This window comes from Granulicella rosea (assembly GCF_900188085.1).
GTDB classification, from domain to species: Bacteria; Acidobacteriota; Terriglobia; order Terriglobales; family Acidobacteriaceae; genus Edaphobacter; species Edaphobacter rosea.
In genome coordinates this window covers 385,441-407,844 of sequence record NZ_FZOU01000002.1, presented here as the reverse complement: position 1 = coordinate 407,844, position 22,404 = coordinate 385,441, and the positions used below count along the sequence as shown (strand labels likewise).

Below are 22,404 nucleotides of genomic sequence, written 5' to 3'. Positions count from 1 at the left end.
GTGGCAGATCAGGATCAGAACAATCAAGGCGCGCAGAACGCGGCGAATGCCTCAAACGGAAATGTGGAGTCGCCCGAGAAGAAGTCGGGCCGCAAGTTCATCGTCATCGGCGTCGTTCTTCTGCTGGTGGTGCTGGCGGGGCTTTACTACTGGCGTTCGACGTTCAGCGAGGACACGGACGATGCGCAGGTGGATGGCGACATCTACCAGGTAAGCTCGCGCATCTCGGGTCAGGTGCTGCGCGTCGACTTCGAGGATAACAAGAAGGTCGAGGCCAATCAGCTTCTGGTCGAGATCGACCCGAAGGACTATCAGGTAGCGCTTGAACAGGCGCAGGCGGCCCTCGCCAGCGCGCAGGCGGACTATACGACCGCAAGCGCCAACGTGCCGATCACCAGCGTGACGACCAACACCACGGTCAGCACGAGCGGCTCCGACGTGCGAGCTTCTACGTCCAGCGTCGACCAGGCTCAGAAGCAGGCCGCCGCCGCTGCCGCTCGCGTCGAACAGGCGCAGGCCAACGCGATCAAGGCGCGTCTGGACGTCGAGCGCTACACGCCGCTCGTCGAGAAGGACGTCATCTCGAAGCAGCAGTTCGATGCGGCCGTGGCCACGGCCCGTGCCAGCTCTGCCGCTGTCATCGAATCCGAGGCGTCTCTTGTCGCGGCGCAGTCGGCGATCTCGCAGGCGCAGCAGAAGCTCGATCAGAGCCGCTTCCAGGCTGCTCAGGCGAGCAAGAACGGACCGCAGGAGGTTGCGGTGCAGCGCGCGAAGGCGGCTTCCGCACTGGCAAACGTCAAGCAGGCTCAGGCTAAGGTCGATCAGGCGCTCTTGAACCTCTCCTACACACGGGTGCTTGCGCCGACCGCCGGTATCGTGAACAAGAAGAATGTGCAGGTGGGCGCGAATCTCTCCATCGGCCAGGATCTGGTCACGATCGTTCCCCTCAACAACCTGTGGGTGACGGCGAACTTCAAGGAGACGCAGTTAGAGCAGATGAAGCCAGGCCAGGAGGTCACCCTGAAGGTCGACGCGCTCGGCGGACGCAAGTTCTCGGGCAAGGTGACGCAGGTGGGCGGCGCGACCGGCTCCCGTCTCTCGCTCTTCCCGCCGGAGAACGCGACCGGCAACTACGTGAAGGTTGTCCAGCGCATCCCGGTTCGCATCGACTTTACCAACCTTCAGCAGGAGAACGGCGACTACGCACTTCGTCCCGGCTTCTCGGTCACGCCTGAGGTTCGGGTCAAGAACTAGCTTTGTCACCTATCTGTCATACAGAACGGCGGGGCCATCCGGCTCCGCCGTTGCTGCATCTCAAGGAATGCAAGGCAAACGGAAGAGGTGAAAGCAGATGGCAAAGGATAAAAGCGGCAAGGCTGACCTGGCAACCCCAAACTGGCACGCACAGGCACGTGAAATTCAGGCATTTGGAACCGTGACGGCCGATCTGCCGCACCCGCTCGACCAGAAGGTCCGCACCGAGATGGTGAAGAAGCTGAACCAGCTTCTTGCCGATTCGATCGCGCTGCGCGACATGTATAAGAAGCACCACTGGCAGGTTGGCGGACCGACCTTCTACCAGCTCCACCTCCTCTTCGACAAGCACTTCGAGGAGCAGGTCGACATCGTCGACACCATCGCCGAGCGCATCCAGTTGCTGGGTGGCGTGACCGTCGCCATGGGTGGAGATGTCGCGGAGATGACCAAGGTGCCGCGTCCGCCGAAGGGCAAGGAAGAGGTTCCGGTGCAGATCTCGCGCCTGCTCGAAGCGCACAAGATCATCATCAAGGAGTGCCTCGATATCTCCGAGGCTGCCGACGACGCGGGCGACCAGGGGACCAACGACCTGGTGGTCAGCGACGTGCTTCGCCCGAACGAACTGCAGTCCTGGTTCATCGGCCAGCACCTGGTCGAGATGCCTCTGACCTTCGCAGTGTAGGCGGAAAAATATCGAATACCGGCCCGGCGACCATTCGCCGGGCCGCTTCGTTTGTATTCCACATGCATCAAAGCGCAGAATCTGTTCATCTATTCGTTAACGGCTATGCCCATCGCACTTGCATTCTTCGTCCAGTACGCCTATGTGATCCTTTTCGTCTGGGTGCTGGTCGAACAATTCGGAATCCCCATCCCCAGTATCCCGCTGCTGTTGACAGCCGGGACACTGTCGGCGACCCACCGCGTCCACAACAGTCTGGCGCTGGTGACGGTGGTGGCCGCGTGCCTGATCGCGGACACGAGCTGGTACTGGCTGGGCCGGCGCTATGGCAACGCCGTGCTCAAGCTGCTCTGCCGGTTCTCGCTGGAGGCCTCGACCTGTGTCAGCAAGACGGAGGGTTACTTCAGCCGTCGCGGCGCGGTCACTCTGCTGTTCGCGAAGTTCATCCCCGGTCTCTCGACCGTCGCGGCTCCGATTGCCGGACAGACCGGCATGCCGCTTCCGCGCTTCCTGCTCTACGATCTGCTCGGGTCGATCGTCTGGGCGGAGGCGTATCTGCTGGCAGGACGCTTCTTCGGTGACATCGCCAAGCGGAGCGCGCCGTTCTTCGCGATTCTCGGCCACTTTGCCGTGGCGATCTTCGCATTGATGGTGCTGGGCTTCATCTTTCAGCGGCTCTATCGCAACCGCAAGTTCCTGCTGAGCGTGCGTGAGATGCGGCTCGAACCTGCCGAACTGCTTTCCATGATGGAGATGGCGACCCGGCTGGGGCATATTCCGCCGTTCATCGTCGACCTGCGTCATCCGCTGGACTACATGCCCGACCCCCGTGTGCTGCCCGGCGCGGTGCGCGTCGGACCTGCCGAGCTTACGCTCCATAAGGACATCCTGCCGCGCGACCGCGACGTGATCCTCTACTGTACCTGTCCCAGCGAAGAGACCAGCGCGAAGGTCGCGATGCAGTTGCACAAGCTGGGCATCAACCGGGTGCGTCCGCTGCGTGGAGGCTTCGAAGGTTGGCGCGACTTGGGTTACCCGCTGGTCGACTATGTGGAGACCCCGGCGGCGACATCGCTGACCGATCCCGCCACCGCGCATCCCATCACGATCTAAGCCTGCCCATCCATCCGGAAGTTGACCGAGATCGTCGTCAGCACCTCGGTCGGTTCGCCGTTGAGCAGGAACGGCCGGTAGCGAGCGCCGCGTACCGCATCGAGCGCCGCGCCTCGCAGCATCTCCGGCCCACTAACCACCTGGAGTCCGGTAATCCGGCCTGTCTTGTCGATCACAGCCGAGAGCATGATCGTGCCTTGGACACGCGCGGCCCTGGCGATGGTCGGATAGACCGGTTTGATCTCCGTGATCAGCATGCCTTTCGACACGCCGGAAGAGATGCGCGGCGGAGTGCCGGGACGTCCAGCCTCGCCGCCGGGCGCCGCAGAGACGCTGACTCCAACCCCCGTTCCTGTGCCTGTTCCGGTAAGCGCGGTGATGGCGCTGCCGTTCCCCATGCCGCTGTTCATTGCGATCAGGGGAGCCGGGCCGTCGTCGGCTGCCGCAGCGGCAGGCCGCGACGGCAACGCGCTGTGAATGCGCTCGACCATCGGCTGCGGAGTTGTGGATACGCTGTTCGTGACGCTCTCCGCGAGACGAACCGGTACGGGCTTCGGCGGTGGAGGGGGCTCGCGGTGCATGAAGAACACGGCGGACGGTGGGGTGACGGCAGTGTGCAGCGTCTCCGGGTTGAGCATCGGCACGGCGATGATCGCTCCCGCGATGGCGCATTGAATCCCGATCGATGCAACGGTTGTCCAGCGTTTGCGCGACGTGGCGGGCTGGGGCTGCGATGAAAACAGGCTGTCCTCGAACATGGGCTTCACCCTCTCCTGGAGCTTTGGAATCGGGGCGTATCCAGCGAGGAATGCGTCCACAACCTTAGACACCTCAGCCTCTTACGATGTTCCATGCCGCATCGTGTGGATGCGCTGAAACTCCCTCCGTTCGGAACCTTTATCATCAGGTAGGAAACGATAGGAGCAGGGCATTGGCTTACAGCGATCTTCGGCAGTGGATCAGGCAGTTGGAAAAGGCAGGGGAGTTGGTCAGGATCAAGCAGGCGGTCTCGCCCGTGCTCGAGATGGCGGAGATCGCCGACCGTGTGGCTAAGCTGCCCGCGACTGCGACGCGCGGCGAGGGCGGCCCGGCGCTGCTGTTCGAGAACGTCACCGGCTATCCTGGCGCACGCGTGCTGATGAATCAGTTCGGCTCCGAACGCCGCATGAAGCTGGCTCTGGAAGTGGACTCGCTCGACGGCATCGCCGAGCGCATCCGCGTGCTGCTCCATCCTGAATCGCCCGTCGGTCTGCTTGAAAAGCTGAAGATGCTGCCCAAGCTGGCCGAGATCGGCAGCTTCTTCCCGAAGGTCATCGACCGTCGCGAAGCCGCTTGCAAGGAGGTCGTCCTGAAGGGCGCCGACGTCGATCTAACGAAGCTGCCCGTGCTCACCACCTGGCCGCAGGACGGCGGTCCGTTCATCACGCTGCCTTGCGTCATCACCCGTGATCCGAAGTCCGGCAAGCGTAACGTCGGCATGTATCGCATGCAGGTCTACGACGGCCAGACGACCGGCATGCACTGGCAGCGGCAGAAGAACGCAGCCGAGCAGCTTCGCGACCGCCTGCGCGCCTCCACCACCGACAAGGCTGCGGCCGTCGACCTGATGGCCCTGACCGCCGGCGGCACGACCGCAGCGGCCTCCACCGCCTCCATCGGTGTCCAGACGCTGACGAAGATTCGCGGCGACCGGATGGAGGTCGCCGTCGCCATCGGCACCGACCCGGCGACGACCTTTTCGGCCATCGTGCCCGCGCCGCCAGAGGTCGAGGAGTACCTGATCTCCGGCTTCCTGCGGCAGAAGCCGGTTGAGCTGGTGAAGGCGGAGACGGTCGATCTCGAGGTGCCCGCGCACGCCGAGTACATTCTCGAAGGCTACGTCCAGCTCGGCGAGCTGCGCACTGAGGGCCCCTTCGGCGACCACACCGGTTTTTACACCATGAAGGACGACTACCCGGTCTTCCACGTCACCTGCATCACGCATCGCAAGGACCCGATCTACACCGCAACCGTCGTGGGCAAGCCTCCGATGGAAGACGCGTGGATGGGCAAGGCTGTCGAGCGGATCTTCCTGCCGCTGATGCAGCTCACATTGCCTGAGATTGTCGATGTCAACCTTCCCGCAGCGGGCGTCTTCCACAACCTGATGATCGTGTCGATCCGCAAGTCTTACGCGGGCCACGCGCGCAAGGTGATGAGCGGCATCTGGGCGATGGGCCAGGCGATGTTCACCAAGTGCATCATCGTCGTCGACGAGGACTGCGATGTACAGGACCTGAATGAGGTAACGCTGCGCACGGCGAACAATATCGACCCCGAGCGCGATATCCAGTTCACCCTGGGGCCGGTGGACTCGCTCGACCATGCCAGCCGCCTGCCGAACTACGGCAGCAAGATGGGCATCGACGCCACGCGCAAGTGGGCCGCCGAAGGCTTCACGCGCGAATGGCCGCCGATGCTCCAGATGGATGCGGCGGTGAAGGCGAAGGTAGATGCGATGTGGAAGAAGCTGGGGGTGGAGTAGGGTACTCGGTCGTCAAGAAGCCTTGATGTAAGCCCAGTTGGGGGTTACATCAAGACTTTGAGTGCCGACAAGATCCCTACATCGTCCACAGTTCGGATCCATGCTTTCCGGTTTCCATCGGTAGCGACGTCCAACAAGACGTATGCTTCTCCGGGAATGTGGTGAGCGTAGGCCCGCAGATAACGATCGATCTCATCAAGGACAATTCTCTGAATAGGTTCATGCGTCCTCTCGGGACCGCTTTTATCTGTGCAAAAAATCATCAGCTTGATAGGAGATTTCACCACCGTTAGCTTGCCAAAATCTTCGCCAACGCGATCACGTACATGGTTGCCGAGAGATTCACCGGGGGACCCCCACCAGAATGACGCCCACTCAATCTCAGCCGCAAGCGCCATGAACTCGGTTTTGACTGGCTCGCCTCTTCTGCACCACCAGACAAGGTCCAGAAGAAACTCGTGGGTGTCTGGAGCGGCGTTGGTGTAAAGAACCTCAATTTTGACGTCCGGTTCCAAGTTCGAAAGCCCCTGCGCGATTTCCCGTAGAAACCCCTTAACTTGGCGGGTCCATTCAGCATTGGTCGCTTTAGGTTGAGCTTTCCATAAAGTGTCCATCTTTTCGCCCAATAATTGAACCAGTTCTTTTGGCGAAATTAGGAGTTCAGAGCTATTAAATTTGAACGGCGTCATCGGATGAGCATACTCGTGAATTCATCGTGCAGATCATTAAGATTCCAACTGGTGCACCAATCCTTAAATTCGGCAACTTCATTCCACCGTCACAAAGGTGAGCGCCTTCAGATTCCTCACCCAACGAGCCGGATGCACGTCGTCGCTGGCGACGAACTTGAACACGCCGTCCTCGCCGATGGGCTTGCCGCCGACCGTGAGCGCGATGATCGCGGTCGACTTGTGCATCGCGGGCTCGATCTCGGTCGCCGAGTAGAGCACCCAATAGGCGTCCGTGCCCTCGGCCTTAAGGTAGCTGTGGTAGATCGCCTTGTTGCCCAGCTTCTCGGGCGTGACGCCGACCTTCGCCAGCAGGTCGCTGACGAGGACGCCGGTGTAGGTTTCGTCCGTATTGGCGTGCGCGTTGTGGACCGTGACAGTCTTCTGCGGCATCGCCTGCAGGTCGGCGAGCGCATAGGTGGTGGTCTTGCCCGCGACGGTCAGGCTCAGGCTGGTCGACGGAGCGGAGGGCTTATGCGTGTGCTCCTCCATCTTCGCCATCTGCGCATGGACGGGCTGGATCTGCGATGCGAAGGCGGCGATGGCGAAGGCGGCGGCAAGCGTGCGGCGGCTGAACATGTTGGTTGGCTCCGTCTGGAGATTATCGCAGAGCTGAAAAGGCAATGGCAGATCCGCTGCGAAGAGCACAACCGGAAAAACAAACGCAACAGCGGGTTCCCTGCGGGAATGACAAAAAGAAAACGGTTATACTTTTTTTATGTCCATCGTCAAAGACGCCGCCGCCCTCGCCAAAGGTATGAGCATTACCTTCGGGCAGATGTTTCAGCCGACCGAGGTCGAGAACTATCCCGACGGCAAGGGGCCGATGCGTGGCGCCATCTTCCAGGAGCGCTTCCGCGGCAAGCACCAGCTCCAGCGCGACGAGAACGGCCTCGAGAAGTGCGTCGCCTGCTTTCTATGCGCGGCGGCCTGTCCTTCGAACTGCATCTACATCGAGGCGGCGGAGAACACCGAAGAGGTGCGCATCTCCTCGGCCGAACGCTACGCCAAGGTCTACAACATCGACTACAACCGCTGCATCTTCTGCGGGTACTGCGTCGAGGCCTGCCCGACGGACGCGATCACGCACGGCCACGGCTTCGAGCTGGCCTCTCTGAACGCGACCACGCTGGTCATGCGCAAGGAAGACCTGCTGGTCGGCATCCAGCCGGCGATGCCACTGAAGCCGGGCGGCGGCAAGGATCACGCGGACGCGCTGGCGTAGATTGATGAACGGAACCGGGTCGGACTGGCGCGCGGAGCTGGCGGCTTACATCGCCCGCGAGGCGCAGCCTGTTGAAAAGTTCGGCCATCAGCCACGCCTTTACGAACTAACTCGCAAGATCGGCGCCGGGTTGGCCTATGACGACGACGTCGTCTACGCAGCGGCCTGGATGCACGATCTGGGCGTCTTCACCGGGCATCGTCCGGAAGAAAAAGCGGCGCTCGAGGCATGGGACTGCTGTGGGTATGCGCTGCGCGTCTCGCCCAGTCTGTTGACCGGGATGGGATTTCCGCCGGAAAAGATTGAAGCTGTGCTGGAGTGCATTCGAACGCACCAGCCGCAGTTCGAACCGACGACGATCGAAGGCGCCATCCTGCGCGACGCCGACATCCTTGAGCAGCTCGGCGCGGTCGGCATCCTGCGGACGATCTGCAAGGTAGGGCGAGACACGCGCTTTGCGACGTTCACCCCCGCCGTGGCGCTGCTGCAAAGAGCCGTCGATACGCTCCCACAGCTCCTGAATCTCCCGGCCGCAAGGGAACTGGCGGAGCAGCGTATTCTGGCGCACCGGGCGTTTCTTGCCGCGGTCTCCATCGAAGCTGCCGAGCATCTGCACTGAACGGGCGATCGTCGATGGCGGGAGGTTGCAGTCGCGCGAGCCCCCCGATAAACTGTTCAAACAGAGATCAATCCTGCCATCCCTGTGCGATAGGGTTTGGGTGCACTCACCGTGTTTAGAATGGTGACCTGGCACAGGAATCTTTGCTGGATAATGAACTCGATGGGCGCCATTCCTCCGCTGTCTTCACCTGAAAAGAAATCGGTTCTTCACATCTGCAAGCGCGAGATGCTGCGCCCGCTGCGCGATCAGATTCTGCGCATCTCCGGCTTCGAGGTCGACTCGACCTTGTCGGCCAAGGAAGGCCTGATGAAGTTCTGGTCGCGCCCTTACGACCTGGTGCTGATCGACGTGGAAGGGGAGTCTGCCGTGAGCGAGGCCGAAGAGCTCTGCTCGCAGATCAAGACCGCGCAGCATCAGCAGTTGGTTGCCTTCGTCTGCAACTGGCGCGTGGCGATCATGACCGACTGCCCGGACGAGATTCTGCGCACGGAGTTTGATCCCGGCGCGTTCGTCGATGGCGTTCGCGACGCGGTTACCCGGCACTGACAGAGCAGGCCTGACGGATCAGGCCTCTTCATCTTCGAGCATCGGCATCGAGTCGCCTTCAGGGAAGTGATAGAGGACGGAGCAAGCCATGATGTGTTCTCCGTGAAGCCTGATTCCAGTTGAGGCGCGCATATCGTACGGTTTGCAGACGCTTCGATGTTTATGATAAAGTCGCTCTATTCCAGTCTGCTTCGGCAGATTTGAATTTCATGCAGAGTGGTTGAGGGACGAGCCCTGAGACGCCACGACAACCGGACAAGGCAAGATCGTACCGGTGTCAACTCTCTCCTGGAAACGGGGAACATGAGATTCGGAGCATGCATGGCTTTGTAGGGCCTGCCGTCCGTTTTTCCTGCATCCCCCTTCTAAAAGAGACAGTCTCAGGACCATATCCCATACCCTCGGAAGAGAGTGTGATGGAATACTTTTCGTCGGTCTATGAGCTGAAATGTAACGAGTGTGGCAAGCGTTTCGGCAATCGCCCACTCTCCGGCTGCCCTGACTGCTTTGCCCCACTTGAGATTGCCTACGATCTGGAGCAGGTCCGTGGAAAGTTCACGCGCGAGTCCGTCGCTGCGGGTCCGCACAACATCTGGCGCTATGCGGCGCTTCTCCCCATCCCCGAGGGCTTCCAGCCCGATCTGCCGGTCGGCTTCACGCCGCTGCTGCGCGCCCGCAATCTTGGCAAGCGCGTCGGCGCCACCAATCTTTACATCAAGAATGACGCCGTCTGCTTCCCGACGCTCTCCTTCAAGGACCGCGTCGTCTCGGTCGCGCTCGCGAATGCGCAAAAGTTCGGCTTTGAGACCGTCGGTTGCTCGTCGACCGGCAACCTCGCCAACTCGGTCGCCGCACAGGCCGCGCGTCTGGGCATCAAGGCGTGCATCCTGATCCCGGCGGACCTCGAGCCGGCGAAGATTCTGAATACACTCGTCTACAACGCACGCCTGGTGCGGATCGACGGCAACTACGACCATGTGAACCGTCTCTGCACGCTGGTGGCGGACGAGTACAGCTACGGCTTCGTGAACGTGAACCTCCGTCCCTACTACGCCGAGGGTTCGAAGACGGTGGGGTATGAGATCGCCGAGCAGCTCGGCTGGAAGCTCCCCGACAACATCGTCTGCCCGATGGCCGGCGGCTCGCTGATTCGCAAGATTCGCAAGGCCTTCAATGAACTGATTACGCTGGGTCTGGTCGAGGATAAGCCGGTACGCTTCTTCGGTGCGCAGGCGACCGGCTGCTCGCCGATCTCGCAGTCGGTCAAGCAGGGATGGGATTACATCGAGCCGCAGAAGCCGAACACGATCGCTCGTTCGCTGGCGATCGGGAACCCGGCGGACGGCCCGGCTGCGTCGAAGATGATTCAGGGAACCGGCGGCTGGGCGGAGGACGTCTCCGATGTCGAGATCGTCTCCGGCATCCAGGAACTCGCTGAGACCGAGGGAATCTTCACCGAGACCGCCGGCGGCGTCACCACCGCCGTCACCGCTCGCCTGATCCAGCAGGGTCGCATCGGCAAGGATGAGGTCACGGTCGCGGTCATCACCGGTAACGGCCTGAAGACCACCGACGCGCTCGCTGGCCGATTCACGCATCTGGACTCGCGCGCTGTGCGCCCGCGTCTATCCGACTTTGCTGCGTACCTCGAAGAGCTCGATGGCGCGACGAACCAGAAACCCGAACTAGAACCCGCAGGAGCCTACTGATGTCTTTCAAAGTGATTCTTCCGACCGCCTTTGTCCGCCATACCGACGGTCAGAAGCAGCTCGTCTCAACCGCCGCCAATCTCCCCGGACTCGTCTCCGAGATCGACACGACCTTCCCGGCGCTCGCTACCCAGATCAAGGATGAGAACGGCAAGATCCGTCGCTTCATCAACATCTACGTCAACGACGAAGATATCCGTTTCCTCGGCGGTGATACCTACGCCTTTCAGGATGGAGACGAGGTCATGTTGATCCCGTCCATCGCCGGCGGCTGCTAGAAGCGGGAATCGAGACTATTTTAAACCTGCGAGCAACGAATGGCGGCATTCGTTGCTCTCACTATTTGTTGCCGATTGCGCGGGCTGCGACGATCGCCAAACAGAAAGCAGGTCTCCCATGTTTCTTATTCTCGCCGTCGTTTTGATCGTTCTCTGGCTGGGTGGCTTCACCATCATGCACGTCAGCAGCTTTGCGATCCATATCCTTCTGCTGTTCGCCCTGATCTCCATCATCATGCACTTTGTCAGTGGCCGTCGAACGGTCTAACCGCCGCCATAACGTCTTCAGGCAAAGCAAAAGGCCAGACTCTTTCGAGTCTGGCCTTTTGCTTTGTTCGTCTTGCACCCAACTATTGATGCGCGGGATGAGATGCTGGCATCACCGGCGGAATCACATTCGCCAGCACGGCCGGGGTGTCCTCGTCGAGCGCGGTGAGCTTCTCTTCGAGCGCGATCTTCAACACCTCATCCATCTGCTCGACGAAGTGCAGTTTCATCGTGTTCTTGATGAGGTCGGGCAGATCGGCCAGATCCTTGCGGTTATCGGCAGGGAGCACCGCCTCGAAGATGCCCGCGCGGTGTGCCGCCAGCAGCTTCTCCTTCAGGCCGCCGATCGGCAGCACCTTGCCCCGAAGGGTGATCTCGCCCGTCATGGCGATGTCGCGGCGCACCTTGATCTTGGTGAGCGCGCTGGCAAGGCCGGTGGCGATGGTGATGCCGGCCGACGGACCGTCCTTCGGCGTGGCTCCTTCCGGCACGTGAACATGAATGTCGATGTGCCGGTAGAAGTCCTTGGTCAGCCCCAGGTGATTGGCGCGCGAGCGGATGTAGGTGAGCGCGGCCTCGGCCGACTCCTTCATCACGTCGCCAAGCTGGCCGGTCGCGGACATCTTACCCTTGCCTTCGAGCACCTGCACCTCGGTCTGGAGGATCGTACCGCCAACCGATGTCCACGCAAGCCCAGTCACAAGTCCAACCTCGCTGGCCGCCTGTACCTCGGAGTCGCGGAACTTCGCCGTGCCGAGCAGATCTTCGACCGTCTCGCCGGTAACCTTTTCGGTGTGCTCCGGTCCGTTCTGCACGACCCTGCGGGCGATCTTGCGGCCTACATTGCCGATCTCACGTTCGAGGTTGCGGACGCCCGCCTCGCGCGTGTAGTAGCGAATGATCGACTTCAGGGCCGAGTCGTCGATCGAGAACTGGTCCTCGGTCAGGCCGTTGCCTTCGCGCTGCTTCTTGACGAGGTACTGGCGGGCGATCTCCAGCTTCTCGACCTCGGTGTAACCGTGCAACCGAATGATCTCCATGCGGTCCTGCAGCGGCCCCGGGATGGTGTCGAGAACATTGGCCGTGGCGACGAAGAGCACCTGCGAAAGATCGTACTCGACATCGAGATAATGATCCTGGAAGCTCGTGTTCTGTTCCGGGTCGAGGACCTCGAGCAGGGCACTGGCCGGATCGCCGCGGAAGTCCGAGGCCATCTTGTCGATCTCGTCCAGCATGAAGACCGGATTCTTGGTCCCGGCCTTCTTCATCGACTGGATCACCTGACCGGGAAGGGCGCCGATGTAGGTGCGACGATGCCCGCGAATCTCGGCCTCGTCGCGCACGCCGCCCAGCGACATGCGGACAAACTTGCGGCCGGTGGCCTTGGCGATCGACTGGCCGAGCGAGGTCTTGCCGACGCCCGGAGGTCCGACAAAGCAGAGGATCGAGCCCTTGGGATTCTTGACGAGCTGGCGCACCGCCAGGAATTCGAGGATGCGCTCCTTGATCTTTTCGAGGCCGTAGTGGTCCTCGTTCAGAATCTGCTCCGCGTGCTCAAGCGAACGAATCTCCTTCGAGCGTTTCTTCCACGGCACGGCCAGCAGCCAGTCGAGGTAATTGCGGCTCACGGTCGACTCGGCCGACATCGGCGGCATGGCTTCGAGCTTCTTGAGCTCCTGCAGGCTTTTGTCGAGGACATCCTTCGGCATGCCGGCGGCTTCAATCTTCTTCTTCAGCTCGTCGTACTCCGACTTTTCGCCCTTGCCGAGCTCCTTCTGGATGGCCTTGATCTTCTCGTTGAGGTAATACTCCTTCTGGGCCTTCTCCATCTGGCGCTTCACGCGCGACTGGATGGTGCGGTCCATGTTGAGCTTCTCGATGGCCAGGTCGAGCACGTCGGCGACCTGCGAGAGGCGCGATTCCGGGTCGAATACATCCAGCAGCGCCTGCTTCTCCTCAATGGAGAGCTGCAGGTTGGCGGCGATGGTGTCGGCCAGCTTCGCGGGTTCGTCGGCCCGTACGCTGGCGGCCATGGTCTCGTAGTTCAGACTTTGCTGCAGCTTCACGTACTGCTCGAAGAGCGTGTGGACGCGCTGCATGAGGCCTTCAACCTGCGGGGTGAGGTCGAGATGGGTGCGGCCGGTTTGGACCGTCGCGACGAAGAAGCCGTCCTCGTCGTTGATCTCGGTGGCGCGTCCGCGCTCGATGCCTTCGACCAGCACCTTGATATTGCCGTCCGGCATCTTTACGCTCTGGACGATGTTGCCGATGGTGCCGACCTCGAAGATGTCGTCGGCGCTGGGCTCGTCGACCGAGGCGTCATGCTGGGTTGCAAGAAAGATCTTTCGATCGCCGGTGAGCGCCTCTTCGAGCGCGCGAACGCTGGATTCGCGGCCTACGACGAAGGGCGTCATCATGTGGGGAAAGATCACCATGTCCCGGATGGGCATCATGGGTAGCTTCCGTACGTCGCCGCTCAGAGTTTGCTTGGCTGGACTTTTCATTGTTCTCCTGAGATTAGACGTGGTCGGCAACTGGAACGATGCAACCCCGGCATCCTGCGTTCAAGCGATTGTAATGCGTTTCCCCTCTGCAATACAGCAGCCCAGTGAGGATTGATTTGGCAGGGCCAAAAGAAGAGCCGGGGAGCGCATTGCGCCACCCGGCTCGTGTTTCTTTTGAAGCGGTTCTAGCCAGCCTTTTCGAGCAGCATCGGCAGAGTCAAAGCATGCTTCTTCACCATCTCGGCGGTGATCGAAAGATCCTTGACCTTCTTGTTGCCGGGCACGAAGTACATCAGGTCGAGCATCAGCTCCTCGAGGATCATGCGCAGGCCGCGTGCGCCGACCTTGCGCTGCAGGGCCTCGCGTGCGATCTCGCGGGCAGCCTCGTCGGTGAAGGTCACCTTCACGCCTTCATAGTCGAAGAGCTTCTGATACTGCTTTAGAATCGCGTTCTTCGGCTTGGTGAGGATGTCGATCAGCGCAGCCTCGTCCAGTTCGTTCAGGATGCCGAGAACAGGGAGGCGGCCGACAAACTCCGGAATCAGGCCGTACTTGAGCAGATCCTGCGGTTCGGCCTGGCGTAGTAGCTCCGCGTCGCGCTGCGCACGAATCGGCGTGATATCGGGGTTGCTGCCATCTGCCGGGGGAGCCGTCTTGAAGCCGAGAGCCTTCTTGCCAACGCGGCGTCCAATCACCTTTTCGAGGCCGACAAACGCGCCGCCGCAGATGAAAAGGATGTTCGTGGTGTCGACAGCGGTGAACTCCTGATGTGGATGCTTGCGTCCGCCCTGCGGCGGAACGTTTGCGACCGTGCCTTCGAGCAGCTTCAGCAACGCCTGCTGCACGCCTTCGCCGGAGACGTCGCGCGTGATCGAGGGATTCTCGTCCTTGCGTCCGATCTTGTCGATCTCGTCGATGTAGATGATGCCGCTCTGCGCGCGGGCCACATCGCCATCGGCAGCCTGCAACAGCTTCAGGATGATGTTTTCGACGTCCTCGCCGACGTAGCCGGCCTCCGTCAAAGTCGTCGCGTCGACGATCGCGAAGGGAACATCGAGCACCTTGGCAAGCGTCTGAGCCAGCAGGGTCTTGCCCGAGCCGGTCGGCCCGACGAGCAGGATGTTGGACTTGGATAGCTCCACATCGTTGCCGCGGGTCTTATTCATCTGGATGCGCTTGTAGTGGTTATAGACAGCCACGGCAAGCTTCTTCTTGGTCTGGTCCTGGCCGATCACATACTCGTCGAGGAAGGTCTTGACCTCCTGCGGCTTGGGCAGGTGGGCCGGCGCAGCGCCCGCGGGCGCCTCCGAACGGTCGTCTTCGAGGATGGAGTTGCACACCGCGACGCACTCGTCGCAGATGTAGGCGCGTGGATAGTCCGATGGCGACGAGATGAGCTTGGCTACGGCATCCTGCGATTTATGGCAGAACGAGCAGCGTAGCGATTCGTCCGAGCCTCTTTGCGTTTTCATAGTTCGTGGGGCCTCTGGTTAACCATGCGTCGTACGTTGCTTAGTTTACACCTTATTCAACATCGCCCGGAGAAGCGAGGGGCGCCGGGAGAGTATCCTGAGGTACTGCCAACCCTCTTGAAATAAAAAGGAAACGACGTGGAAACGCCCGAACCGTACGGGTCCGGGCGCTGCCTGCGGGTGTGGAAGAACAGCTACTAACTGCGAGGCCGATCGATGATTTCGTCGATGATCCCGTACTCCTTGGCCTGCGGAGCGGTCATGATGAAGTCGCGCTCGACGTCGCGCTCGATCTGAGACAGCGGCTGACCAGTGCTCTTGCTCATCAGGGTATTGGTGATCTCGCGAATGCGCAGAATCTCGCGAGCGTGGATGTCGATGTCGGTCGCCTGACCGCTCAGCCCGCCCATGGACGGCTGGTGGATCAGGATGCGGGAGTTGGGCAGCGCGAACCGCTTGCCCTTGTTTCCAGCCATCAGCAGAAAGGCGCCCATGCTGGCGGCCTGTCCCAGGCAAAAGGTGACGACATCGTTCTTGATGTACTGCATGGTGTCGTAGATCGCGAGTCCGGCCGTGATGGAACCGCCGGGCGAGTTGATGTAGAGCTGGATGTCCTTCTCCGGGTCCTCGCCCGAGAGGAAGAGAAGCTGCGCGATGACGACGTTTGCGACGTTGTCATCGATGGGCGTGCCCAGGAAGATGATGTTGTCGCGAAGCAGGCGGCTGTAGATATCGTAGGCACGCTCTCCACGGCTGGTCTGCTCGATGACGCTCGGTATCAATGGCATTGTGTTTCCTCACTCTACGGTTGGTACGGTTGCGGTTGCTCGCGGCCCGTAAAGGCTAGGCCGCGATCTTTTCGTAGAGCACGGTTCCGGTCTTCTCGCGGCGCATCTGCTCGCGCATGCGATCGATACCGCCATCCTTCGTCATGCGCTCGCGCAGTGTCTCGAGCGGCTCACGGGTCTGGAGGGACATCATCATGATCTCGCGATCGAGCTCGTCGTCCTCAACCACGACATTCTCGGCCTCGGCGATCTTATCGAGGATCAGCGACGCCTTCACTTCGCTGATGGCCTGATCGCGCTGAGCGGCGCGCAGACGAACGAAGTCGAGCTTGCGCATCTCGTCCGACGTCATACCCTGCTGGGCGAGCGCGCGGAGACCGCGGTCGAGACGCGCGTCGATCTGCTGCTGCACGAAGGTCTCGGGAACAGGGAAGATGAACTTGGCGATCAGCTCTTCGAGCATCTTCTCCTTCGCCTGATTCTCGGCCTGCTCCTTCTTCTGGGCGACGGCGCGCTCACGAAGCTCGGTCTCGAACTGCTCCCACGTCTCGTAGTTGCCGAACTGCTTGGCAAGCTCCGCATCCTTCTCGGGGAAGGTCTTCTTCTTGATCGCGCTCAGGGTCACATCGTAAGAGACGGTCTGGCCGGCCAGACGAGGCTCGCCGAAGTCCGCCGGGTAGGAGACCTCGAAGTTCATCTCCTGCCCGACCTTCTGGCCGCGCAGCGCGTCCGAGAACGCCTTCAGGGTGTTCGAACCGCCAACCTCGATCAGCACGTTCTCGCCGGTGATCGGCTCGGTGACGGTCGCGTTCTCGGCGCCATCCTCGGTAACGACCTGCGCGGCGTCCTTCACGATGCCTTTGAACTGAATCTCGGCCCAGTCGCCGTCGACGAGTTCGCGCTCTTCCTCGACCGGCTCGACCGTTCCGACGTTGTCCATGATGCGCGCCAGCTCGGCCTGATACTCCAGCTCGGAGAGCTCGGTGTTCGGGCGCGTGACGGCAATCGCGTCATAACCGGTGATATCGAGCTCGGGCAGAACCTCGAACGCAGCCTTGAACTGCAGCGGCGCGCCATCCTCCAGCAGCAGATTGGTCAACTGCGGCTGCGAGACCGGGCTGATCTTCTGCTCGACGATCGCCTGACGGAAGCGCTCGGAGACGAGCGTATCCAGAACCTCCTGGCGGACGTCCTTCGAGAAGCGGCTCTTGATGACCGACTCCGGCACCTTTCCGACGCGGAAGCCCGGAATGCGGGCGAGCTTCTGGTACTTCTTTACAACGCTCGCGAAGGCCTTCGACACGGTCTCGGCATCGACTTCCACCGAGATCTCGCGCATCAGCTCGGGATTGAGCGATGGGCCATGATTGTGGCCGGCATGGTCGTGATCGTGCGCATGATCGTGATCGTGGGTGTGCTCGTGCGTGGTTGCTGCCTCTGGCTGAGTCTCGGCCAGTTCGTTCGTCTCAATTGTCTCGGTCGGGTTCAAAGTCATGCCTTCTTATGGCGCGTGAATATGCCGCGGCGCTCGCGTACGAGGCGCATAGGCGGCGAATCGCCTTACTCCACTGTACGGTTGTTGGCGGCACAGGGTCAAACGCCAGCCGGCGGATATCATGAGGATTGTGCGTGTCCCTGCAACTCCCAACCCCGCGGAAGCCCTGCTCCGCATTCAAGAGCAGATCATCGAGTGCGAGCTTTGCCCGCGGCTACGGCTCTACTGCGCCGGCCTGGCCGAGACGCGGCGGCGCGCCTATCAGGATCAGGTCTACTGGTCGCGACCGGTGCCGGGCTTTGGCGACCCCAGGGCTCGGGTGCTGATCCTCGGTCTGGCGCCCGGCGCCCACGGAGCCAACCGCACCGGGCGGCCCTTCACCGGCGACGGCTCGGGCGACTTCATGTATCCGATCCTGCACGAACTGGGCTTCGCCACGAAGCCGAAGGCGATCTCACGCGACGACGGTCTGCGGTTGAAGCAGGCCTGGATCGCCTCCGTCGTACGCTGCGCGCCGCCGGGAGACAAGCCGACGCCGCAGGAGATTCGCAACTGCTCGGTCCACCTGACGCGCGAGATCGCCGCGCTGCACAAGGTGCGCGTGGTCGTTTGCCTGGGAAAGATCGCGTGGGACGGATATCTGGCCCATCTGCTGGGCGAGGGAACGATCGAGCGCCGGTCGGCCTACACCTTTGGCCATGGCGCGGAGTACAAGTTGCCGAACGGGCTGACGCTGCTGGGCAGCTACCACCCGTCTTTGCGCAATACCAACACCGGCAGGCTCGATGCGACGATGTTCGCGCGCGTCTTCGTCAGGGCGCGGGAGCTTGCCGGACTCTAGTTAGATTGAACTCTGCTCCTCGAATACGGTGAGAGCAACGAAGGCGGGGGCAATCACGGCGGCGAGAAAAACAATGACGATCAACAAGTTGTGCATGGGGTGGCCCTCACTGCACTGAAAGTATCCCGGGGAGGATTGTTGTGCATAACTAATTGTGCACTAGGGGTAACCAAACAGGGAACACTTTTCTTTTTTCCGCATCGGGAAATGTCGGCGAATGTTCGCAACATAGAAACTTGCTTCCGGCATTTTTTTGTCCAACCTATTTCCTCTATCTCTACTCCAATCAGTTGAGAAGTTGGTACAAAATCTCTGAGGTGACATACATGTCTTTGAAGAATCTGGCATTTGCATTTGGAATCGGCGCTGCCGCTGGGGCCGCCGTTGCTCTGTTGTATGCGCCGCAGACCGGAACCGTGACGCGCAAGAAATTGAAGCGCAGTGCGGAAGACGCGGGCGACTACCTCGAAGACGCTGCCGGTTACCTGAAGGATCAGGCCGATAAGCTCTCGAAGGAAGCGCAGAAGCTCGCCAAAAAGACCAAGGGCCAAGTAGAGGACGCCGTCGACCAGGCCGGCGACCTCGTCGCCAGCGCGGTCAAGTCGGCCAAGGCGCTGGTTTAGTCTTACAGCCATTTCAACGATAAGATTCCCTGCGGGGATGACCGCGAGAGGCATTCGGCGCTCTCGTCTGTCAATCCCGCAGGGAATCTTCTTTTTTGCTTTTGAAGCTACGGCTCAGGCGGACCGACCGTAATCACAAAGTAAGCCAGCGTCCCTTCGCCGGCATTTCGAATCCAGTGCTTGTCACCCGCGCAGACGAGGCCGACATCGCCGACCTCCATCTTGTGGGTTTCGCCGTTGATAAAGAGTTCGCCGACGCCCTCGCGCACGCACCATATCTCGTTGTGGAGATGCGTGTCGACCGGCTCGTGGAGCGCCCCGGGCTCCTGGATGGTCTCATGCATCTCGATCCGGATATTCCCGGCCTGGAGCATGCCGATCAGATAGCGGTGCGAGACGCGCTTCGGCAAACTGCCATAACCGGGGCCAGGCTTGAAGGTTCCCGAGGTCAGCGTCTTCAGCTCCTTCTGCTTCGGCTTGGGATCCTGTCCAGCGGGACCGGTGTACTGGGCTTCCGATTCCTTGGCGGCGAGTGTAGCCATGGCGAGAAACGCCGGAGCCATGGCGGAGAACTGTCTGCGATCCATAAGTGGTAGAACCTCCGCCGAGAAAGATACACGAACAAACGAAGCCCCGGCCAATGATGACCGGGGCTTCGTTTGTTTGCAATGCTAGATTGGTTAGACCGCCGTAAGAGCCAGTCCCGACGCCTTCTCTTCGGAGTCCGACAGAATTGGACGGTAGAAGAGCTGGTTATTGTCCAGGTAGACCTCGAGGAACGCAGGACGCTCCTTGATGCCGCCGGCGATCAGCGCCTCCGAGAGCGGGTCTTCGACGAAGCGCTGCAGCGCGCGACGCAGCGGACGAGCTCCGTAGGTGCGGTCGGAGGCCGTCTTCGCCAGAATGTAGCGCTTGGCGTCGTCGTTGACCGAGATGGTGATCGCTTTGTGAACGAGGTTGACGTTCAACTGCGCGACCAGCAGCTCCAGGATCTGCATCAGGTCCGATTCAGAGAGCGAGGTGAAGATGATGATCTCGTCCAGACGGTTGAGGAACTCGGGGTTGAAGGTCCGCTTGACCTCACCCTTTACCAGCTCTTCCATCTTTTCGAGGACCATCTCGTTCTTCTCGCTCTGGAAGCCGAGACCCTGCTGCTTCTGCAGGTGCTTGGCCCCGATGTTCGAGGTCATGACGATGATCGTGTTCTTGAAGTCGACCGTGTTGCCCAGACCATCGGTCAGCTGGCCGTCTTCAAAGACCTGCAGGAGCAGGTTGTAGACATCCGGGTGAGCCTTTTCGATCTCGTCGAGCAGAACGACGGAGTAAGGAGAACGCTTGACCCGCTCGGTGAGCTGGCCGCCCTCCTCGTAGCCGACGTAGCCCGGAGGCGAACCGATCAGCTTCGAGACGGAGTGCTTCTCCATGAACTCCGACATGTCAAATCGAATCAACGACTTCTCGGAGCCGAAGAGGAACTGCGCGAGCGTCCGCGCCATCTCCGTCTTGCCGACGCCGGTGGGTCCGAGGAACAGGAAGCTGCCGATCGGGCGGGCAGGATTCTTGAGGCCCGCACGCGAGCGACGGATCGCGCGCGAGAGGGCAGAGATCGCCTTCTCCTGCGAGATGACGCGCTTGTGGAGCTCTTCTTCCACACGCAGCAGGCGCTGCATCTCCTCCTCTTTCAGCGACGACATCGGTACGCCGGTCCAGCGGCTGACCACATCCTCGATGTCCTCGCGCGTCACGATGCCCGCCGAGGAGTCGTCGAGGTGATACTTGTCGCGCAACGCACGAAGGTTCTCACGTTCTTTGCGCTCCTCGTCCGAGTAGAAGCGCGCCTTTTCGAACTCGTGGTTCGCGATGGCGTTCTCCATCCGGTGGACGATGAACTTGATGCGCTTCTGGACCTCGGTCAACTCCTCGGGCAGCGAGGTCTGGCGCAGCTTGACGCGTGCGCCGGCCTCGTCGATCAGGTCGATGGCCTTGTCCGGCAGGAAGCGATCCGGAATGTAGCGGCTGGAGTGCGAGACCGAGAAGGTGATCGCCTCGTCGGTGTAGCTGACGGCGTGAAACTTCTCGTACTTGTCCTTGATGCCCATGATGATCTTGATCGCATCCTCTTCATTCGGAGGAGGAACCTTGACCGCCTGAAAACGACGCTCGAGCGAACGATCTTTCTCGATGGACTTTCGGTACTCGGCTGGCGTGGTGGCGCCGATGCACTGAATCTCGCCACGGCTGAGCGCCGGCTTCAGGATGTTGGCGGCGTCGAGCGAACCCTCGGCCGAACCGGCGCCGACTAAGGTGTGCAGCTCATCGATAAACACAATGGAATTAGGGTTTTCGACCAATTCCTTCATGATGGTCTTGAGGCGTTCCTCAAACTGGCCGCGATACTTGGTGCCCGCGACGATGAGAGAAAGATCGAGCGCCAGAACTCGCTTGTCGGCGAGGAAGCTGGGCACCTCGCCATCGGCGATCTTCTGCGCCAGGCCTTCGACGATCGCGGTCTTGCCCACGCCCGGCTCGCCGATCAGGACGGGATTGTTCTTCGTCCGGCGGCAGAGGATCTGGATGACGCGGTCGACCTCGGCGTCGCGGCCGATCATCGGGTCGAGCTGCTGGTCCATGGCGGACTGCGTCAGGTCGCGCGAGAACTCCGCGAGCATGCTTTGCTCGCCGCGCGCCTGCTTGCCGCCGCTGCCGGCCTGCATGGGCGCCTTCTCCTGCGTGGTGCGCTGCAGCTCCTCGCGGATGGCGGGCAGGCGCAGGCCGCGCTCCTGCAGGATCTCGGCGGCGAAGCATTTTTCTTCGCGCAAAAGGCCGAGCAGCAGGTGTTCTGTGCCGATGTGCTTATGCGAGAGCCGTTCGGCCTCTTCGGCCGCATAGGCGAGCACGCGCTTGCATTCGTTTGAGAGTGGAAGGTCGACCGAGGTCGAAACCTTCTCGCGGATGGTGGTGTGGCCTTCAATCTGCTTCCGAATGGATTCCACCGAGGCGTGCGACCGCAGGAAACGATTCGTAAGAGCCTTGTCCTCCCGCAGCAGACCGAGCAGAAGATGCTCCGTCTCGATGTAAGGCGACCCAAACTGACTGGCCTCATAGCGTGCGAAGAAAATCACACGCCGCGCCTTCTCCGTATAGCGTTCGAACATGTTCCCCCTTCAACCGGCCCGCCAGCCCGAAGACTGGAGAACCGTGGTCCCAGTGCTGTACTGCGCGCTCCGGCCGATCCGGAGCTCTCAAACAAAAGAGACAACTTTAACAGTGTATTCGCCTACGGGGTGTAAGCGAAAGCCCGGCAAAAGTTATGCATACACTAACAGCACAGCCGTTAGACGTGGGCTGTGCAAATCCGGCGCCAAACTTTGTGCGGAATAGATTTGGTGTGGTCAATGCTGTTGCTCGCGAAGGATCGACCGCGCCAGAGCCTCCGGGGTGATTCTGTCTGCTTCGTCCGGCTTGACGCCGGCGAGGATCACCTTGCTTGCGCTGGATAATGGGAGCGCAACCGAGGTGGATACGCGGCTTTGCATGAGCCTTCGCCACCACGGCTGCCCGGGATCTTCCGGCTGAAGATCTGGAAGTTGACGGGCCAGGCGCTTGTCGACGCGTCCAATGCCGAGGATCAGGTGCTCCACCTCGATGGAGGTTGCGCCTGCACGGCTTGCCTCGTAGCGGGCGAAGAAGATAACGCGCTTTGCATCCTCCGAGTATTTCTCAAACACCG

Annotated in this window: 22 protein-coding genes and 1 riboswitch; of the genes, 12 read left to right on the top strand and 10 right to left on the bottom strand. The window is 61.0% G+C overall.

Annotation, left to right across the window (positions count from 1 at the left end; translation table 11 throughout):
* The 3 genes from CHB87_RS07790 (at position 1) to CHB87_RS07780 (ending at position 3,052) form a co-directional block, all read left to right on the top strand.
* Entirely contained in the window at positions 1–1,254 is a 1,254-nt protein-coding gene (locus CHB87_RS07790) for an HlyD family secretion protein (protein WP_089407842.1), read from the top strand.
* Positions 1,255–1,351: 97 nt separating this feature from the next.
* Positions 1,352–1,939 carry a Dps family protein gene (locus CHB87_RS07785; RefSeq protein WP_089407841.1) on the top strand — a complete coding sequence of 196 codons (588 nt, stop codon included), beginning with the start codon at positions 1,352–1,354 and terminating at the stop codon, positions 1,937–1,939.
* Positions 1,940–2,044: 105 nt separating this feature from the next.
* Positions 2,045–3,052 (top strand): VTT domain-containing protein, encoded by a 1,008-nt coding sequence (locus CHB87_RS07780; protein ID WP_089407840.1) that lies wholly within the window; start codon positions 2,045–2,047, stop codon positions 3,050–3,052.
* Here CHB87_RS07780 and CHB87_RS07775 read toward each other — a convergent pair.
* Positions 3,049–3,810 carry an energy transducer TonB gene (locus CHB87_RS07775; protein ID WP_089407839.1) on the bottom strand — a complete coding sequence of 254 codons (762 nt, stop codon included), beginning with the start codon at positions 3,808–3,810 and terminating at the stop codon, positions 3,049–3,051. The genes CHB87_RS07780 and CHB87_RS07775 overlap by 4 nt on opposite strands.
* Positions 3,811–3,983: 173 nt before the next feature.
* Here CHB87_RS07775 and CHB87_RS07770 point away from each other — a divergent pair, with 173 nt between their 5' ends.
* Entirely contained in the window at positions 3,984–5,576 is a 1,593-nt protein-coding gene (locus CHB87_RS07770) for a UbiD family decarboxylase (protein WP_089407838.1), read from the top strand.
* A 44-nt stretch (positions 5,577–5,620) separates the two neighbouring features.
* Here CHB87_RS07770 and CHB87_RS07765 read toward each other — a convergent pair whose 3' ends face one another.
* Complete coding sequence (locus tag CHB87_RS07765; RefSeq protein WP_089407837.1) at positions 5,621–6,265, bottom strand: hypothetical protein; 645 nt, start codon at positions 6,263–6,265, stop codon at positions 5,621–5,623.
* Positions 6,266–6,343: 78 nt separating this feature from the next.
* Positions 6,344–6,883 (bottom strand): molybdopterin-dependent oxidoreductase, encoded by a 540-nt coding sequence (locus CHB87_RS07760; protein ID WP_245817877.1) that lies wholly within the window; start codon positions 6,881–6,883, stop codon positions 6,344–6,346.
* Between the two features lie 139 nt (positions 6,884–7,022).
* Here CHB87_RS07760 and nuoI point away from each other — a divergent pair, with 139 nt between their 5' ends.
* From nuoI to CHB87_RS21860, 6 genes are all read left to right on the top strand, one after another.
* Positions 7,023–7,529 carry an NADH-quinone oxidoreductase subunit NuoI gene (gene nuoI, locus CHB87_RS07755; RefSeq protein ID WP_089407835.1) on the top strand — a complete coding sequence of 169 codons (507 nt, stop codon included), beginning with the start codon at positions 7,023–7,025 and terminating at the stop codon, positions 7,527–7,529.
* A gap of 4 nt (positions 7,530–7,533) precedes the next feature.
* Positions 7,534–8,148 carry an HD domain-containing protein gene (locus CHB87_RS07750; RefSeq protein WP_089408126.1) on the top strand — a complete coding sequence of 205 codons (615 nt, stop codon included), beginning with the start codon at positions 7,534–7,536 and terminating at the stop codon, positions 8,146–8,148.
* A 162-nt stretch (positions 8,149–8,310) separates the two neighbouring features.
* Positions 8,311–8,697 carry a response regulator gene (locus CHB87_RS07745; protein ID WP_089408125.1) on the top strand — a complete coding sequence of 129 codons (387 nt, stop codon included), beginning with the start codon at positions 8,311–8,313 and terminating at the stop codon, positions 8,695–8,697.
* A gap of 204 nt (positions 8,698–8,901) precedes the next feature.
* A riboswitch (SAM riboswitch) is annotated at positions 8,902–9,007 on the top strand.
* Positions 9,008–9,113: 106 nt separating this feature from the next.
* Positions 9,114–10,406 carry a threonine synthase gene (gene thrC, locus CHB87_RS07740; RefSeq protein ID WP_089407834.1) on the top strand — a complete coding sequence of 431 codons (1,293 nt, stop codon included), beginning with the start codon at positions 9,114–9,116 and terminating at the stop codon, positions 10,404–10,406.
* Complete coding sequence (locus CHB87_RS07735) at positions 10,406–10,684, top strand: MoaD/ThiS family protein (protein WP_089407833.1); 279 nt, start codon at positions 10,406–10,408, stop codon at positions 10,682–10,684. The genes thrC and CHB87_RS07735 overlap by 1 nt, the downstream gene beginning before the upstream one ends.
* 118 nt (positions 10,685–10,802) lie before the next feature.
* Positions 10,803–10,952 (top strand): lmo0937 family membrane protein, encoded by a 150-nt coding sequence (locus tag CHB87_RS21860; RefSeq protein ID WP_142988267.1) that lies wholly within the window; start codon positions 10,803–10,805, stop codon positions 10,950–10,952.
* Positions 10,953–11,034: 82 nt separating this feature from the next.
* Here CHB87_RS21860 and lon read toward each other — a convergent pair whose 3' ends face one another.
* The 4 genes from lon to tig form a co-directional block, all read right to left on the bottom strand.
* Positions 11,035–13,404 carry an endopeptidase La gene (lon, locus tag CHB87_RS07730; protein ID WP_425432469.1) on the bottom strand — a complete coding sequence of 790 codons (2,370 nt, stop codon included), beginning with the start codon at positions 13,402–13,404 and terminating at the stop codon, positions 11,035–11,037.
* Between the two features lie 236 nt (positions 13,405–13,640).
* Positions 13,641–14,927 (bottom strand): ATP-dependent Clp protease ATP-binding subunit ClpX, encoded by a 1,287-nt coding sequence (clpX, locus tag CHB87_RS07725; protein WP_089407831.1) that lies wholly within the window; start codon positions 14,925–14,927, stop codon positions 13,641–13,643.
* Positions 14,928–15,124: 197 nt separating this feature from the next.
* A complete protein-coding gene (gene clpP / locus CHB87_RS07720) occupies positions 15,125–15,715 on the bottom strand; it encodes an ATP-dependent Clp endopeptidase proteolytic subunit ClpP (RefSeq protein WP_089407830.1) in 591 nt (196 codons plus the stop codon).
* A gap of 55 nt (positions 15,716–15,770) precedes the next feature.
* A complete protein-coding gene (tig, locus tag CHB87_RS07715; protein ID WP_089407829.1) occupies positions 15,771–17,210 on the bottom strand; it encodes a trigger factor in 1,440 nt (479 codons plus the stop codon).
* A gap of 121 nt (positions 17,211–17,331) precedes the next feature.
* Here tig and CHB87_RS07710 point away from each other — a divergent pair, with 121 nt between their 5' ends.
* Entirely contained in the window at positions 17,332–18,051 is a 720-nt protein-coding gene (locus tag CHB87_RS07710) for a uracil-DNA glycosylase (protein WP_089407828.1), read from the top strand.
* 326 nt (positions 18,052–18,377) lie between these two features.
* Entirely contained in the window at positions 18,378–18,674 is a 297-nt protein-coding gene (locus CHB87_RS07705) for a YtxH domain-containing protein (protein WP_089407827.1), read from the top strand.
* Positions 18,675–18,781: 107 nt separating this feature from the next.
* On the opposite strand, the gene CHB87_RS07700 is transcribed toward CHB87_RS07705, so the two are convergent.
* The 3 genes from CHB87_RS07700 to CHB87_RS07690 all read right to left on the bottom strand — a co-directional run bounded on the left by CHB87_RS07700 (position 18,782) and on the right by CHB87_RS07690 (position 22,402).
* On the bottom strand, positions 18,782–19,261 hold the full coding sequence (locus CHB87_RS07700; RefSeq protein WP_089407826.1) for a cupin domain-containing protein: 480 nt from the start codon (positions 19,259–19,261) through the stop codon (positions 18,782–18,784).
* 93 nt (positions 19,262–19,354) lie between these two features.
* On the bottom strand, positions 19,355–21,829 hold the full coding sequence (locus CHB87_RS07695) for an ATP-dependent Clp protease ATP-binding subunit (RefSeq protein WP_089407825.1): 2,475 nt from the start codon (positions 21,827–21,829) through the stop codon (positions 19,355–19,357).
* 237 nt (positions 21,830–22,066) lie between these two features.
* Positions 22,067–22,402 carry a hypothetical protein gene (locus CHB87_RS07690; RefSeq protein ID WP_089407824.1) on the bottom strand — a complete coding sequence of 112 codons (336 nt, stop codon included), beginning with the start codon at positions 22,400–22,402 and terminating at the stop codon, positions 22,067–22,069.
* Positions 22,403–22,404 lie beyond the last annotated feature (2 nt).